Raw genomic sequence first — 14776 nt, 5'->3', positions numbered from 1 at the left:
CAAGACGTCCGGGAGCTACCCAAAGGAGATCTTGCGGGAAGGATCTGTACCCCCGACCGGATTCGAACCGGCGCTACCGCCTTGAGAGGGCGGCGTGCTAGGCCGCTACACAACGGGGGCAAAGCACTGCGTTACTTCTGCACTGCGCTGGGGTACCAGGACTCGAACCTAGAATAAGGGAACCAGAAACCCTCGTGTTGCCAATTACACTATACCCCACCGAAAGTCAAGCCCTTGGGGCTTTTGTTTCGAGTGGCGCCTCCGTCCGGCCTTTCGGCCCGCTCCGGCGGCGCAGAAAGAACATTACCGGATGCCTGACCGTGCTCCAAAACGGGTATCCCGTGCCAGCAGCTCCGGCAGTCGGTCAAGGCCTTCGATGCGGTGCGCCCCCTCGGGTCCCGGCCCCCGGCCGCCGGCCCGGTCGATCCAGACGGCCAGCAGCCCCGCGTCACGGGCTCCGCGCGCGTCGATCTCGGGTTGGTCCCCCACGTACGCCACCTCCCCCGGCGGCAGTCCGAGCGCCTCGCACGCGGCCAGGAACGCCTCCGCCTCGGGCTTGCTCACACCGAGTTCGACGGCGCAGACCAGCACCTCGAAGCGCTCGCGCAGCCCCAGGTGGCGCAGCTTGGGGTCCTGGTTGGCGGCGGAGGAGTTGGAGAGCACCCCGTGCCGGTACCCGGCCGCGAGGGCGTCGAGCGCCGGAACCACGTCCGGGAAGACCGTCCAGGCGGCCTTGTAGTGCTCGACGTAACTGTCGAACCAGGCGTCGGCCTCGGCCTCGGTCATCCCGGGCTCGTCGAGGAACTCCCGCACCCGCTCCTGCCGCTGCCCCTGGAAGGTGCCCACCCCCGCCGCGAAGCGCGCCCAGTGACGGTCGGTGATCTCCCGCCAGCGGGCGAGTGCCCGTGCGGGCGTCCCGTGCCACCCGGCCGGTCGGACGGCCCCCAGCTGTGCGGCGAGCCCGGTCGCGTCGGCCCCCGTGTAGTCGAAGAGGGTGTCGTCGATGTCCCACAGCACGGCGCGGATCGGCATGTGCCCGAGCCTACGCCGCGGGCACCCGCGCGGGGGCCGCGACGGGGAAGTCCGTCACGGGACGGGGTGCGCGGCACGGCCCCGCGGGCGCGTGGCGGCCGTTTCCGCGGCACCGCCGGTCCGCTGCCGGGCAGGCTCTGCGCACCGCGGGCGGAACGCCGCAGGGGGCGGCGGCCGGGGTACGGACGCCGCCCCCTGCGGGACGTACGGGGACGCGCGCGGCTCAGCCGGCCAGCTTGGCCAGGGCCGCGTCGATGCGGGCCAGCGAGCGCTCCTTGCCCAGGATCTCCAGGGACTCGAAGAGCGGCAGGCCGACCGTGCGGCCGGTGACGGCCACGCGGACGGGGGCCTGGGCCTTGCCGAGCTTGAGGCCGTGGGCCTCACCGGCGGTCAGGACGGCCTGCTTGAGGGACTCGGGGTCAGACCAGTCGGCGCCGGCCAGCTTCTCGCGGGCGGTGGTCAGCAGGGCCGCCGGCTCGCCCTTCATCGCCTTGTCCCAGGAGGCCTGGTCCTCGACGGGCTCCTTGCGGAACAGGAAGTCGACGTTGGCGGTGATCTCCGACAGCACGCCCACCCGCGTCTGGGCGTACGGCGCGATGCGCTCCCAGGCCTCCGTGTCGAAGTCCTCGGGCTCCCAGTTGGCGTGCGGAGCCTGCAGCCACGGGGCGCAGCGGTCCGCGAACACCTTCGGGTCGAGCAGGCGGATGTGGTCGCCGTTGATCGACTCGGCCTTCTTGAGGTCGAAGCGCGCCGGGTTGGCGTTCACGCCGTCGATGTCGAACTTCTGGACCATCTCCTCGATCGAGAAGACGTCCTGGTCCTTGGAGAAGGACCAGCCGAGGAGCGAGAGGTAGTTCAGCAGGCCCTCGGGGAGGAAGCCGCGCTCGCGGTACAGGTTGAGCGAGGCCTCGGGGTCGCGCTTGGACAGCTTCTTGTTGCCCTCGCCCATCACGTACGGCAGGTGTCCGAAGGCGGGGGTGCCCTTGGCGACGCCCAGCTCGATCAGCGCCGCGTAGAGGGCGATCTGGCGCGGGGTCGAGGAGAGGAGGTCCTCGCCGCGCAGGACGTGCGTGATCTCCATCAGCGCGTCGTCCACGGGGTTGACCAGGGTGTAGAGCGGGGCGCCGTTGGCCCGGACGATGCCGAAGTCCGGCACGTTCTCCGGGGTGAAGGTCAGCTCGCCGCGGACCAGGTCGGTGAAGGTGATGGGCTCGTCGGGCATCCGGAAGCGGACGATCGCGGGGCGGTGCTCGCCCTGGTACGCCTCGATCTGGACGGTGCTGAGCTCGCGGCAGTGGCCGTCGTAGCCGGAGGGCCTGCCGGCCGCGCGGGCGGCGGCGCGGCGCGCGTCGAGCTCCTCGGTGCTGCAGTAGCAGTGGTAGGCATAGCCGCCGTCCAGCAGCTTCTGCGCGACGTCCCGGTAGATGTCCATGCGCTCGGACTGGCGGTACGGGGCGTGCGGGCCGCCGACCTCGGGGCCCTCGTCCCACGTGAAGCCGAGCCAGCGCAGCGAGTCGAGCAGCTGGTCGTAGGACTCCTCGGAGTCGCGGGCCGCGTCGGTGTCCTCGATGCGGAAGACGAACGTACCGCCGTGGTGGCGCGCGAACGCCCAGTTGAAAAGGGCGGTGCGGACCAGGCCCACATGGGGGTTGCCGGTCGGGGAGGGACAGAAACGTACGCGGACTGGTCCGTTAACCACGCTTGATCACCTTGTTGGTGAGAGTGCCGATGCCTTCGATGGTGACGGCGACCTCGTCGCCGACGTTGAGGGGGCCGACTCCGGCCGGGGTCCCCGTGAGGATGACGTCGCCGGGGAGCAGCGTCATGGCCTCGGTGATGTGGACGACCAGGTCCTCGATGGAACGGACCATGTCACTGGTGCGGCCCAGCTGGCGCTGCCGGCCGTTGACCGTGCACTGGATGGCCAGGTCGCTCGGGTCGAGGTCGGTCTCGATCCACGGGCCGAGGGGGCAGGAGCTGTCGAAGCCCTTGGCCCGGGCCCACTGCTTCTCCCGCTGCTGGACGTCGCGCGCCGTGACGTCGTTGGCGCAGGTGTAGCCGAGGATGACGTCCTTGACGCGCTCCTTGGGGACCTCTCGGCACATGCGGCCGATGACCACGGCGAGCTCCGCCTCGTGGTGCAGGTCCTGGGAGAAGGAGGGGTAGGTGATCGGGTCACCCGGGCCGACCACCGAGGTGGACGGCTTGAAGAAGGTGATGGGGGCGTCCGGGACCTCGTTGCCGAGCTCTGCCGCGTGCTCCGCGTAGTTGCGGCCGATGGCCACGACCTTGTTCGGGAGCACGGGCGGCAGGAGCCGGACCTTGCTCAGCGGGACCTTGGTGCCCGAGAGCCCGAAGTCCGCGAACGGGATGCCCTTGATGATGTCGAGCACGAGCGACGCTTCGTTGCCGGGGGCGGCGTCGCCCTCGACCGCGCCGAACGCGACATTGCCGTCGATCGAGAACCTGGCGATGCGCACGTGTTGCGTCTGCCCCTCTGTATTTCCGCTGGCTGGAGTCTGCGTTCCCCAGGCTAACGCGGCAGGCGGCAGCGCCTCACGTTCCGTGCGGGACGGCTTACTGCGCGGCGGCGACCGGCGCGTCCATCAGGACGGTGCGCCGGGGGTTGGCGGTCTGCGTCGGCAGCTCGACGGCGTGCTCCGGGGAGGCCGGTGCCGCCTGCAGCTCCTCAGCGTCCTTGAGGTGCGCGAGGGTGGTGCGGCGGGGGTTGGCTATGTTGCGGAACATCGTCGTGGTCTTCATCGGAGTTCGGGGTCCTCGGTTCGGTCCTGTGGATGTCGGCGGGCGCGAGAGACCGGCCCTGACGCCAACCCTTCAAGGGGCAAGGCTAAACATCTGAATCCCCCGGCGAACCGGGAAGTAATGGCCACGGCTATGTGAGTTTGCTCACCCGCGACCGGACATTACCCCCATAAAGGATAGTCAATAAGGGGCGGAGAAACGGACATTGCGCCACTGAATGCGTCATTCCGCTCCTGATCATCGCGACTGGGACACCTTGACAGCCGCGTTGTTTGGATGACGTAAGTCCGTTTTCAACCGAATGTGGTCACACATCCTGTAGCGCGAGCGTCACAAGCCGTGACCGACTCTCCGGGGGAGCACGCGCACCTTGTTGGAGATCCGCCACTGTGCTGGAATTCGCGGGACCGCCGCGGGACTCAGTCCGGCGCGCAGGTGGCGCGACTCAGCGCCGAGCGGCGGAAAGAAAGGGAGACGCGCCGGTCACCGACGACCACCATGGGGCCGAAAGCGCCCCACGACTCGACACCGTTCCGCCGTTCACCCGGCGGGGCGCCTGGTCCAGAGGTTGCGACGCTAGTGCAGGGACGATTCAAGAGGGATGGCAAGGGGTCTCCCCAGGCCCGCCAGGGCCGTGGGGAAGCTGCGGCGGAGCAGGAGCCGCGCGGCGGGACCGACCGTGGCTCCTCGCCCCAGCACGCCCAGAACCGCGGGCCGGCCGTCGAAGGCGCAGGCCCCGACGCTGCCGCTGCGGTGAAGGCCAAGGGCCGCGTGAAGTCCGTCAAGGCCTTGAAGGCCAAGGACAAGGCCGGTGCGGCCGAGCATGACGCGGCGATACCCAAGGCCCCCAGCGGGCCCGGTTCTCGCCTCGCCATGCAGAACTGGCGCATCAGCACGCGACTCGTGTCGCTGCTGACCCTGCCGGTCGTCGCCGCCACCACGCTCGGTGGCTTCCGTATCAACGACTCGCTCAACGAGATCGCGCAGCTGGAGCACATGCAGCTGCTGACGACCATGACGCGTCAGGCCACCAACCTGGCCGCCATGCTCCAGGAGGAGCGCGACCTCTCCGCGGGTCCGCTGTCGCTGTCGCAGGGCAAGACCAACAGCAGTGTCGACGGTGCGCGCACGCAGACCGACACCGCCGTCGAAGCCTTCGCCGCCGCGACCGACCGGATCGACAGCACGGGGGAGCGGGACGACACCCTCAAGTCGATCCGCAACAACGTGCTGCAGATCGGCCGTCAGGTCGCCAACCTCAAGACGATCCGCGACAAGGCGTACGTCAACGGCGCCCAGCAGACCGTCAGCGAGTACAACGCGATGATCGTCTCGCTGCTCTCGCTCTCCCAGGACATGGCGCAGGCCACCTCCAACCCGGAGATGATCAAGCGTACCCGTGCCCTGGCCGCGTTCTCCGCCGCCAAGGAATACGCCTCCATCCAGCGCGCGATCATCGCCGCCTCGCTGCCCGAGACCTCGGACAAGCAGGGCAAGCTCGAGGAGAACGACCGTCTCTACGCCCTCTCCGCCCAGAAGGGCGAGCAGCAGGCGAAGACCACCTTCGAGCTCGTCTACCAGGGCCGCACCGAGGAGCTCCTCGCGGGCCTGGGCGACAGCAACTCCGAGATCTCCGGCGCGGACCACTACGCCCGCCGCGTGCTGGCCAGCCAGGACGCCTTCCTCCGCGAGAAGAACCGGTCCTGGCTGGACTGGTACGACGCCGACGGCACCAAGCTCCAGGCGATGAAGGTCATCGAGCTGACCCTCCTGGAGGAGATGGAGCAGAAGGCCCGCGAGCTGAAGAACGAGGCCCAGCAGGACGCCATCATCAACGGTGCGCTGATCCTCCTCGTCCTCGGTGTCTCCATCGTCGGCGCCTTCGTCATGGCCCGCTCGATGATCCGCTCGCTGCGCCGCCTGCAGGACACCGCGACCCGGGTCGCCCAGGACCGTCTGCCCGAGCTCGTCAAGCAGCTCTCCGAGTCCGACCCGCAGGACGTGGACACCTCGGTGGAGTCGGTCGGCGTGCACACCCGCGACGAGATCGGCCAGGTGGCCGCGGCGTTCGACGACGTGCACCGCGAGGCCGTCCGCCTCGCTGCCGAGCAGGCACTTCTGCGAGGCAACGTCAACGCGATGTTCACCAACCTCTCGCGCCGCTCGCAGGGCCTCATCCAGCGTCAGCTCTCGCTCATCTCCGAGCTGGAGTCACGCGAGGCCGACCCGGACCAGCTGTCCTCCCTCTTCAAGCTCGACCACCTCGCGACCCGCATGCGCCGTAACGGCGAGAACCTCCTCGTCCTCGCGGGCGAGGAGCCGGGCCGCCGGTGGACCCGCCCCGTCCCGCTCGTCGACGTGCTCCGCGCCGCCGCGTCCGAGGTGGAGCAGTACGAGCGCGTCGAGCTGGCCTCGGTGCCCGGCACCGATGTCGCCGGCCGCGTCGTCAACGACCTCGTGCACGTGCTCGCAGAGCTGCTGGAGAACGCCACCTCGTTCTCCTCCCCGCAGACCAAGGTCAAGGTCACCGGCCACGCGCTGCCCGACGGCCGCGTGCTCGTCGAGATCCACGACACCGGTATCGGCCTCTCCCCCGAGGACCTCGCCGCGATCAACGAGCGGCTCGCGTCGCCGCCCACCGTGGACGTCTCCGTCTCCCGCCGCATGGGTCTGTTCGTGGTCGGCCGCCTGTCCCTGCGACACGGCATCCGCATCCAGCTGCGTCCCTCCGACTCGGGTGGTACGACGGCCCTCGTCATGCTCCCGGTCGACGTCGCCCAGGGCGGCAAGAAGCCTGGCCCGACGCCGGGCCAGGGCGGTGCCCAGGGCGGACCCGGTACCCAGGGCGGTTCTGCCGGCCAGGCTTCCGTGCCCGGTCCGGGCGCACGTCCCACCGTGGGCGCGGGCCCGCAGCGCGGCCAGGTCGGCGGAGGTGGCCAGCGCGCCGCCCTGCCCGGTCGGGACGGCGCTCCCGGCCCGCAGCGTCCCCAGGGGGGCCGGCCCCCGCAGCAGGGCGGTCCGGGTGCTCCCGGCGTCCGTCCGCAGCCGGGCCAGACCACCGCGGGACAGGGCCAGGGTGCCTTCGGTTCCGGCCCGCTGCCGACGCGCGGCCCGGTGCCCAGCGTCGGCTACGGCGGCGGCCCGCAGGGCCGTCCGGCCTCCCCCGGCGGCTCCGGCTTCCAGCAGGGCAGCGGCTTCGAGCGTCCGCAGCAGCACCAGCCGCAGCAGGCTCAGCAGCAGCCGACCGGTCCCGCGGCCCAGGCCCCGGGCGGTCAACTGCCGCCGCGCGGCGGCGCCCGTCCGGAGCTGCCCGGCCCGCAGGCCACCAGTTGGGGCTCCGACCAGGCCCGCGGCCACGACGAGCTCTCGGGCCCCGGCTCGACGTCGGAGTTCGCGCGCCCGGACTTCAACGCTCCGATGCCTCAGGGCGACGGCGCGGGCAGCACCACCGGGCAGTTCGAGCGTCCGGACGTGCGGGGCCCCGTCGACCCGTCCACCACCGGCCAGTTCGAGCGGCCGGGCTACCAGCCCCAGCGGCCCGGCGGCCCCGGTGTCGGCGGGTTCGCCCGCCAGCCCCAGGCCCAGCGGCCCGGTGGCGAGTACGCGCCTGCCCAGCCCGAGGCCCCGCGACTGCCCCAGCCGCAGCGGCCCGAGGCACTGCCGCCGGCCCAGAGCTCCGGCGAGGCCCGCAGCCCGATCTTCGACACCCTGGAGTCGAACTGGTTCCGCGAGGAGGGGCAGCAGCCCCCCGCGCAGGTCCCGGCCGTACCCCACCAGCCGCAGCAGTCCGCACCGACGGCCCCGCAGCAGCACCAGCTGCCGCAGCGCGGCCAGGAGCACGCGGCCGACCAGGCCCAGACGACGACCGGCAGCATGCCGACCGTAAGTTGGAAGTCCTCCCCGAACGACGAGCTGATGCGGCAGGCCGAGCGCGTGCGCCAGCCCGCCGCGGGCGGCATCACGACGTCGGGGCTGCCCCGCCGGGTCCCGCGGGCGAACCTCGTGGCCGGCACCGCGCAGCAGCAGGCCGACGCGCAGGCGGGTCCGCAGGTCTCGCGGGCGCCGGACGACGTCCGCGGCCGTCTGACCAACCTCCGACGCGGTATCCAGCAGGGCCGTCAGGCTGGCAACAACAGCCAGACGACCGGCAGTTACCACATCGACCCCACTTACCAGCAGGAGCGATAGTTGAGTTCGATGAGCCAGGCGGCACAGAACCTGAACTGGTTGATCACCAACTTCGTGGACAACACCCCCGGGGTGTCGCACACGGTGGTGGTCTCCGCCGACGGCCTCCTTCTGGCCATGTCCGAGGGTTTCCCCCGCGATCGCGCCGATCAGCTGGCGGCCGTGGCCTCCGGTCTGACCTCGCTGACCGCCGGTGCCTCCCGCATCTTCGAGGGCGGCGCCGTCAACCAGACCGTGGTCGAGATGGACCGGGGATTCCTGTTCCTCATGTCCGTCTCCGACGGGTCCTCGCTGGCCGTGCTGGCGCACCCGGAGTGCGACATCGGCCTCGTGGGCTACGAGATGGCTCTTCTGGTGGATCGCGCGGGCAGTGTCCTCACCCCGGACCTGCGCGCCGAACTGCAGGGAAGCCTGCTCGGCTGACTTCCCCTCTCCCGGCCGGACGGTACTACCGGCCGGGGGACCGGGGCCCACGCCCCGGAATCCAGTACCACCGCCAGGCCGTCATACCGCTCCCCCCACCGGCCGCCCCGTCAGACGGCACGCTGACCACTGCTGTCCAGCCCGGAGGATCCATGACCCCGCCCCCCGCCTACCCCGATGCGTACGGAGATTCGTACTCGGAAGGCGATCAGCCGTTGGTGCGTCCCTACGCGATGACCGGCGGCCGGACCCGGCCCCGCTACCAGCTCGCCATCGAGGCGCTGGTCAGCACCACCGCCGATCCGATGCACCTGTCCGGCCTGCTCCCCGAGCACCAGCGCATCTGCACCCTGTGCCGCGAGGTCAAGTCGGTCGCCGAGGTCTCCGCGCTGCTGTCCATGCCACTCGGTGTGGCGCGCATCCTCGTGGCCGACCTGGCCGAGGCCGGCATGGTGGCCATCCACCAGCCAGGCAATGGAGAGGCCGGCGGCACGCCGGATGTAACGCTGCTCGAAAGGGTGCTCAGTGGCCTTCGGAACATCTAGCGGAGCGGCTCCCCGCTCCACCACCTCCGCGAAGATCGTGGTGGCGGGCGGCTTCGGCGTGGGCAAGACCACGTTCGTCGGAGCCGTGTCCGAGATCAACCCGCTGCGCACCGAAGCCGTCATGACGTCCGCGAGCGCGGGCATCGACGACCTCACCCACACCGGTGACAAGACGACCACCACGGTCGCCATGGACTTCGGCCGCATCACGCTCGACCAGGACCTGATCCTCTACCTGTTCGGCACGCCCGGCCAGGACCGCTTCTGGTTCATGTGGGACGACCTCGTCCGCGGCGCCATCGGGGCGATCGTGCTCGTCGACACGCGCCGCCTCGCCGACTGCTTCCCCGCGGTCGACTACTTCGAGAACAGCGGCCTGCCCTTCGTCGTGGCTCTCAACGGCTTCGAGGGGCACCAGCCCTACACGCCGGAGGAAGTCCGCGAGGCCCTGCAGATCGGGCCCGGCGCGCCGATCATCACCACCGACGCCCGCCACCGCGCGGACGCCAAGAGCGCGCTGATCACGCTCGTCGAGCACGCCCTCATGGCGCGTCTGAAGTAACGGGCCCGGGCGGCGGTGCGGCGCCAACTGCCGTACGACAGGGGCGGGCTGTGTCCTATGACACGGCCCGCCCCTGTCGTTCATAACGTTTCGACAGAGAATTGAAGCCGGTTGGCAACGGGATGCGTTCGTCTGGTACCGCTGTGCTCACAACTCACCCGACATTTGCAGCGGGACGCTCTTTATGTCCGGTTTATGTGAGGCATAGGTCTCCAGGACTCACAGATTTCAACTGTTTGGAACAGGGCCGTCAACCGTGCTGGAATTCAACGAACTAGCTAGTAGTACCGCCGAGAGGTTGTTGGTCGAGTGAGGCGAAGCAACGCAAGCCCCGCGGATGAATCCGCGCGCGGCAACTTCACCCCGCCGCCGCGAGCGGCCGCGTCGCCCGCCGACGTGCCCGTGGAACCGCCGGTGAAGAGCGGGAGCACCAGCAGGTTCTCTCCCCGCAACTGGCGCGTGCCGACCCGCCTGAACGCCATCCTGCTCGTGCCGGCCCTCGTGGGCCTGGTCATGGGCGGCTTCCAGGTGAAGGGCTCCGTCGACACCTGGAACGAGGCCAAGGATGCCGAGCAGATAGCCCGGGTCGTCCAGGCCGCCTCGGAGTACAGCCAGGCACTGCTCAACGAGCGTGACCTCACTGCCGAGCCGCTCCTGAACGGCCAGACCAACGACGCCAGGGTCAGCAAGGCCTACGCGGCGACCGGCGCGGCCAAGGAGAAGTTCGACGAGGCCGTCAAGAACCTGCCCGAAAACCAGGGTATGGAGCGGCGCCTGGAGCTCTTCCGCGCGGAGGAGCCCAAGCTGACAGACGTCCGCCAGACGGCCTACCAGGCCGGTATCGAGAGCCCCAAGAAGAACCCGCCTTCTTCGTTCGGCCCGATTCCGACCGAAGAGGGCTACGTCACCGTCCAGCACTACCTCATGCAGTTCGCCAACGAGCTCGGTCTCGGCACCGGGAACGTGACCTCGTACGGCCGCATGGTCTACGCGATCCAGCTGGCCAAGGCGGCGAACTCGCTCCAGCGCTCCGTCGGCACGCACCTGCTGGTGCGCCCGAGCACCGACGAGAACACCCGCAAGGCCCAGCTCGTAGCCTTCTCCTCGTACGCCTACCTCGAGGACATCGCCATCGGCGAGTACGTCGCGGCGGGTACCGAGGAGGACGTGAACCGTCTGAAGACGGTTATGGCGAAGAAGTCCGAAGAGGGCGCCGCCAAGCTCGCCGAGGCCAAGGCCGCCGCCGAGCAGGCCGGCACCCCCTTCAAGACCCCGCCCGTCTCGCCGGTCAACAAGTCGATCCTGACCGGCATGACCGAGGCGATCGCCAGCGGCGAGCCCAAGAAGAAGATCATCGAGGGTGGCACCACGCCTGCGGCGTGGCAGTTCGCCGCCACCTCCAAGTTCGACGGCTACGACGAGATCGAGAAGGAACTCCTCGAGAAGGCCGTCAACGACGCCGTGGCGGTCTCCGACGACGCCCGCGCCGACGCCATCACCAACGGCGCCATCGTCGTCGTGGCCCTGCTGGCGGCCTTCATCCTGGCCGGCATGATGGCCCGCCAGATGGGCCGTGCCATGGGCACCCTGCGCACCGCCGCCTTCGACGTCGCCGAGCAGCGCCTGCCGTCGCTCGTCGACCAGCTCTCGCGCGCCGATCCGGGCAAGGTCGACACCCGCGTACTGCCGATCCCGATCGACTCGCAGGACGAGATCGGTGAGGTTGCCCGCGCCTTCGACCAGGTCCACCGCGAAGCGGTGCGGCTCGCCGCGGAGCAGGCGCTGCTGCGGGGCAACGTCAACGCGATCTTCACGAACCTCTCCATCCGCAACCAGTCGTTGATCGAGGGCCAGCTGACCCTGATCACCGACCTGGAGAACAACGAGGCCGACCCGGACCAGCTGGAGAACCTCTTCCGCCTGGACCACCTGGCCACCCGCATGCGCCGCAACGGCGAGAACCTCCTCATCCTCGCGGGCGAGGAGCCGGGCCGCCGCTGGGACCAGCCGGTGCCCCTCGTCGACGTGCTCCGCGCCGCCTCCTCCGAGGTGGAGCAGTACGAGCGCATCGAGCTCTCCGGTGTCTCCGAGGCCGAGATCCACGGCCAGGCCGTGACCGACCTCGTGCACCTGCTCGCCGAGCTGCTGGAGAACGCCACCACCTTCTCCTCCCCGCAGACCAAGGTCCGCGTCAACGCCACGCGTCTGCCCGACGGCCGCGTGATGGTCGAGATCCACGACAAGGGCATCGGCCTCACCGCCGAGGACTTCGCGGACATCAACCACAAGCTCGCCAACCCGCCGACCGTGGACGCCGCCATCTCGCAGCGCATGGGTCTGTTCGTGGTCGGCCGGCTGGCGGACCGCCACAACATCCGCGTCCAGCTGCGTCCCTCGGGCGAGGCCGCGGGCACCACTTCGCTGATCATGCTTCCCGACGCGATCACGCACGGTGGCGGTGGCGAGGGCATCCCGGACGACGACTTCACGGTCTCCCAGATCATTCCGGAGCAGAAGGCCCAGCAGGCCGCTCCGATGCGCACGGCCGCGGAGCTCGGCTTCGACGACTCGCGCTACGAGCAGGGCGGCGAGCCGCACGGCCTCGACCCGGTCGGGCGTTCGCTCGGCCGCGAGGAGCGGCGGGCCGCGCTGGAGGCCCAGGTCGGCTTCCCGCAGGAGCAGCAGGGCTACGCCGACCAGGGCGGCCAGGACTATCCGGAACCTCAGCCCGAGCACGGGTACCAGCCGTACCAGGGTTACGAGCAGCAGTCCGAGCAGGGATACGAACCCGCGTACGACGGACAGGGTGCGCAGCCTGGGTACGAGGCGTACCCGCAGCAGGACTACGCCTATACGGAAGACGGCTACCCGGACCAGCAGGCGAGCACGCAGAGCTACGACGGAAGCTACGAAGCCCAGTCGGGGCAAGCCGAGTGGCCCGAACAGAACACGTATCCGGCTGCCTACCAGCAGGATTACGGGACTGAATCGGAATCCCAGGCCGTCCCCGAACCGGCCGCAGAGCGCGTAGGCTTCGACCGTCCGGGCGCCGCTGCCGACACCGGTCACGAAATGACCGGGGCGGGCCTGCCGCGACGCGGCAGCCAGCAGCAGTGGCAGTCGGCACAGCAGGAAGCGGAGTCCTCCGGGTCCCTCTTCGAGCAGCGGTCGCCGCGTCAGCGCCAGGCCGCGGCGGCGGAGCAGGACCAGGACGGTGGCACGCCGTGGCGCTCGGGTAACGACGAGCGCTGGCAGCAGGCCGCCAAACTCCGTGAGCCGAAGGCGGGCGGGGTCACCTCGTCCGGCCTCCCTCGGCGAGTGCCCAAGGCCAACCTGGTCGAGGGTGCAGCGGAGACGACCCCGCAGGGCGGCCCCCAGGTCTCCCGCGCTCCGGAGGACGTCCGCGGCAGGTTGAGCAACCTGCGGCGGGGTGTCCAGCAGGGACGCAGCGCGGGTACTGAGCAGTCAAGTAACAGCTATGACCAGGAGCGTTAGTGTGAGCCCGATGAGCCAGGCGGCACAGAACCTGAACTGGTTGATCACCAACTTCGTGGACAACACCCCCGGGGTGTCGCACACGGTGGTGGTCTCCGCCGACGGCCTCCTTCTGGCCATGTCCGAGGGTTTCCCCCGCGATCGCGCCGATCAGCTGGCGGCCGTGGCCTCCGGTCTGACCTCGCTGACCGCCGGTGCCTCCCGCATCTTCGAGGGCGGCGCCGTCAACCAGACCGTGGTCGAGATGGACCGGGGATTCCTGTTCCTCATGTCCGTCTCCGACGGATCGTCCCTCGCGGTGCTGGCGCACCCGGAGTGCGACATCGGCCTCGTGGGCTACGAGATGGCCCTTCTGGTCGATCGCGCGGGCAGTGTCCTCACCCCGGACCTGCGCGCCGAACTGCAGGGGAGCCTTCTCAACTAGCAAACAAGCAGTGCGTTTCGCGCCATCGCACCGTAGGGTGCGGTGGCGCGGCTCCACAGGGAGTACTGCGTTCTTGGAGTCGGAGGAGGAGACGTGACAACACCCGGAGGACATCCTTATGGCGGCTCGCAGCAGCCGCAGGGTGGGCACGACCAGAACCGCTTCAACTTCCCCTCCGCGCCAAGCCGGCCCGTGCCGGAGCAGAACCACTACCAGCAGTACGGACAGCCCCAGCAGCCCCAGATGCCCGGTCAGGTGCCTCCGCGTGCCGCGCGGCAGCCGGCCCCGAAGGCCCACAACCCGCTGGTGCGTCCGTACGCGATGACCGGCGGCCGTACTCGGCCGCGCTACCAGCTCGCCATCGAGGCGCTGGTTAGTACCACGGCGGATCCCGCTCGTCTGCAAGGGCAGTTGCCCGAGCACCAGCGCATCTGCCGCCTGTGCCAGGAGATCAAATCCGTCGCGGAGATCTCGGCACTCCTCTCTATTCCTCTTGGTGTCGCCCGCATTCTCGTAGCCGACCTGGCGGAGGCGGGCCTAGTCGCCATTCACCAGCCCGGCGGCGACGAGTCTGCCGGTGGCCAGCCAGACGTGACACTGCTCGAAAGGGTGCTCAGTGGACTTCGCAAGCTCTAACGGCGGAGCGGCTCCCCGCTCCACCACCTCCGCGAAGATCGTGGTGGCGGGCGGCTTCGGCGTGGGCAAGACCACGTTCGTCGGAGCCGTGTCCGAGATCAACCCGCTGCGCACCGAAGCCGTCATGACGTCCGCGAGCGCGGGCATCGACGACCTCACCCACACCGGTGACAAGACGACCACCACGGTCGCCATGGACTTCGGCCGCATCACGCTCGACCAGGACCTGATCCTCTACCTGTTCGGCACGCCCGGCCAGGACCGCTTCTGGTTCATGTGGGACGACCTCGTCCGCGGCGCCATCGGGGCCGTCGTGCTCGTCGACACGCGCCGCCTCGCCGACTGCTTCCCCGCGGTCGACTACTTCGAGAACAGCGGCCTGCCCTTCGTCATCGCCCTCAACGGCTTCGACGGACACCAGCCCTACACGCCGGAGGAAGTCCGCGAGGCCCTGCAGATCGGCCCGGACGCCCCGATCATCACCACCGACGCCCGCCACCGCGCGGACGCCAAGAGCGCGCTGATCACGCTCGTCGAGCACGCCCTCATGGCACGTCTGCGGTAGGCGGCAGCCGTATCCGGCCGGCCCCCGCGTCCACGACGCGGGGGCCTTTGCCGTACGCGCATTCCGCGGAGCCCACCGGGCAGGCACGGCCGTACGGGCGCCGACACCCGTGCCGACACGCGGAAGGCCCCGCACCCTGGACG

Annotated in this window: 12 protein-coding genes and 2 tRNA genes; 8 read left to right on the top strand and 6 right to left on the bottom strand. The window is 70.0% G+C overall.

Annotation, left to right across the window (positions count from 1 at the left end):
- Window positions 1–47 precede the first annotated feature (47 nt).
- The 6 genes from ACFW2G_RS21985 to ACFW2G_RS21960 form a co-directional block, all read right to left on the bottom strand.
- Window positions 48–120: transfer RNA gene (locus ACFW2G_RS21985), tRNA-Glu, on the bottom strand.
- Between the two features lie 27 nt (window positions 121–147).
- Window positions 148–219: transfer RNA gene (locus ACFW2G_RS21980), tRNA-Gln, on the bottom strand.
- Window positions 220–303: 84 nt separating this feature from the next.
- Entirely contained in the window at window positions 304–1032 is a 729-nt protein-coding gene (locus ACFW2G_RS21975; RefSeq protein WP_384582363.1) for an HAD family hydrolase, read from the bottom strand.
- Between the two features lie 223 nt (window positions 1033–1255).
- Window positions 1256–2731 carry a glutamate--tRNA ligase gene (gltX, locus tag ACFW2G_RS21970; RefSeq protein ID WP_384450458.1) on the bottom strand — a complete coding sequence of 492 codons (1476 nt, stop codon included), beginning with the start codon at window positions 2729–2731 and terminating at the stop codon, window positions 1256–1258.
- Complete coding sequence (locus ACFW2G_RS21965) at window positions 2724–3512, bottom strand: fumarylacetoacetate hydrolase family protein (protein ID WP_384582361.1); 789 nt, start codon at window positions 3510–3512, stop codon at window positions 2724–2726. The genes gltX and ACFW2G_RS21965 overlap by 8 nt, the downstream gene beginning before the upstream one ends.
- A 97-nt stretch (window positions 3513–3609) precedes the next feature.
- A complete protein-coding gene (locus ACFW2G_RS21960; protein ID WP_037928238.1) occupies window positions 3610–3795 on the bottom strand; it encodes a hypothetical protein in 186 nt (61 codons plus the stop codon).
- Window positions 3796–4374: 579 nt separating this feature from the next.
- Here ACFW2G_RS21960 and ACFW2G_RS21955 point away from each other — a divergent pair.
- From ACFW2G_RS21955 to ACFW2G_RS21920, 8 genes are all read left to right on the top strand, one after another.
- Window positions 4375–7983, top strand: a complete 3609-nt coding sequence (locus ACFW2G_RS21955) for a nitrate- and nitrite sensing domain-containing protein (protein ID WP_384582359.1) — start codon at window positions 4375–4377, stop codon at window positions 7981–7983.
- A gap of 9 nt (window positions 7984–7992) precedes the next feature.
- Window positions 7993–8406, top strand: coding sequence for a roadblock/LC7 domain-containing protein (locus tag ACFW2G_RS21950; RefSeq protein ID WP_030708442.1), 414 nt, complete (start codon window positions 7993–7995; stop codon window positions 8404–8406).
- Window positions 8407–8558: 152 nt separating this feature from the next.
- Window positions 8559–8951: a DUF742 domain-containing protein gene (locus ACFW2G_RS21945; RefSeq protein WP_030037344.1), complete on the top strand. Its 393-nt coding sequence runs from the start codon at window positions 8559–8561 to the stop codon at window positions 8949–8951.
- Window positions 8932–9513: an ATP/GTP-binding protein gene (locus ACFW2G_RS21940; protein ID WP_046776286.1), complete on the top strand. Its 582-nt coding sequence runs from the start codon at window positions 8932–8934 to the stop codon at window positions 9511–9513. The genes ACFW2G_RS21945 and ACFW2G_RS21940 overlap by 20 nt, the downstream gene beginning before the upstream one ends.
- A gap of 309 nt (window positions 9514–9822) precedes the next feature.
- Window positions 9823–13008: a nitrate- and nitrite sensing domain-containing protein gene (locus tag ACFW2G_RS21935; protein WP_037928233.1), complete on the top strand. Its 3186-nt coding sequence runs from the start codon at window positions 9823–9825 to the stop codon at window positions 13006–13008.
- 10 nt (window positions 13009–13018) lie between these two features.
- Window positions 13019–13432, top strand: coding sequence for a roadblock/LC7 domain-containing protein (locus ACFW2G_RS21930; RefSeq protein ID WP_319722215.1), 414 nt, complete (start codon window positions 13019–13021; stop codon window positions 13430–13432).
- 93 nt (window positions 13433–13525) lie between these two features.
- Window positions 13526–14068 (top strand): DUF742 domain-containing protein, encoded by a 543-nt coding sequence (locus ACFW2G_RS21925; protein WP_037928231.1) that lies wholly within the window; start codon window positions 13526–13528, stop codon window positions 14066–14068.
- Window positions 14049–14633: an ATP/GTP-binding protein gene (locus ACFW2G_RS21920; RefSeq protein ID WP_007266770.1), complete on the top strand. Its 585-nt coding sequence runs from the start codon at window positions 14049–14051 to the stop codon at window positions 14631–14633. The genes ACFW2G_RS21925 and ACFW2G_RS21920 overlap by 20 nt, the downstream gene beginning before the upstream one ends.
- Window positions 14634–14776: the final 143 nt, after the last annotated feature.

The sequence above is a fragment of the Streptomyces sp. NPDC058880 genome (assembly GCF_042742535.1).
Taxonomy (GTDB): domain Bacteria; phylum Actinomycetota; class Actinomycetes; order Streptomycetales; family Streptomycetaceae; genus Streptomyces.
This window is presented reverse-complemented; position numbering and strand designations above follow the sequence as displayed.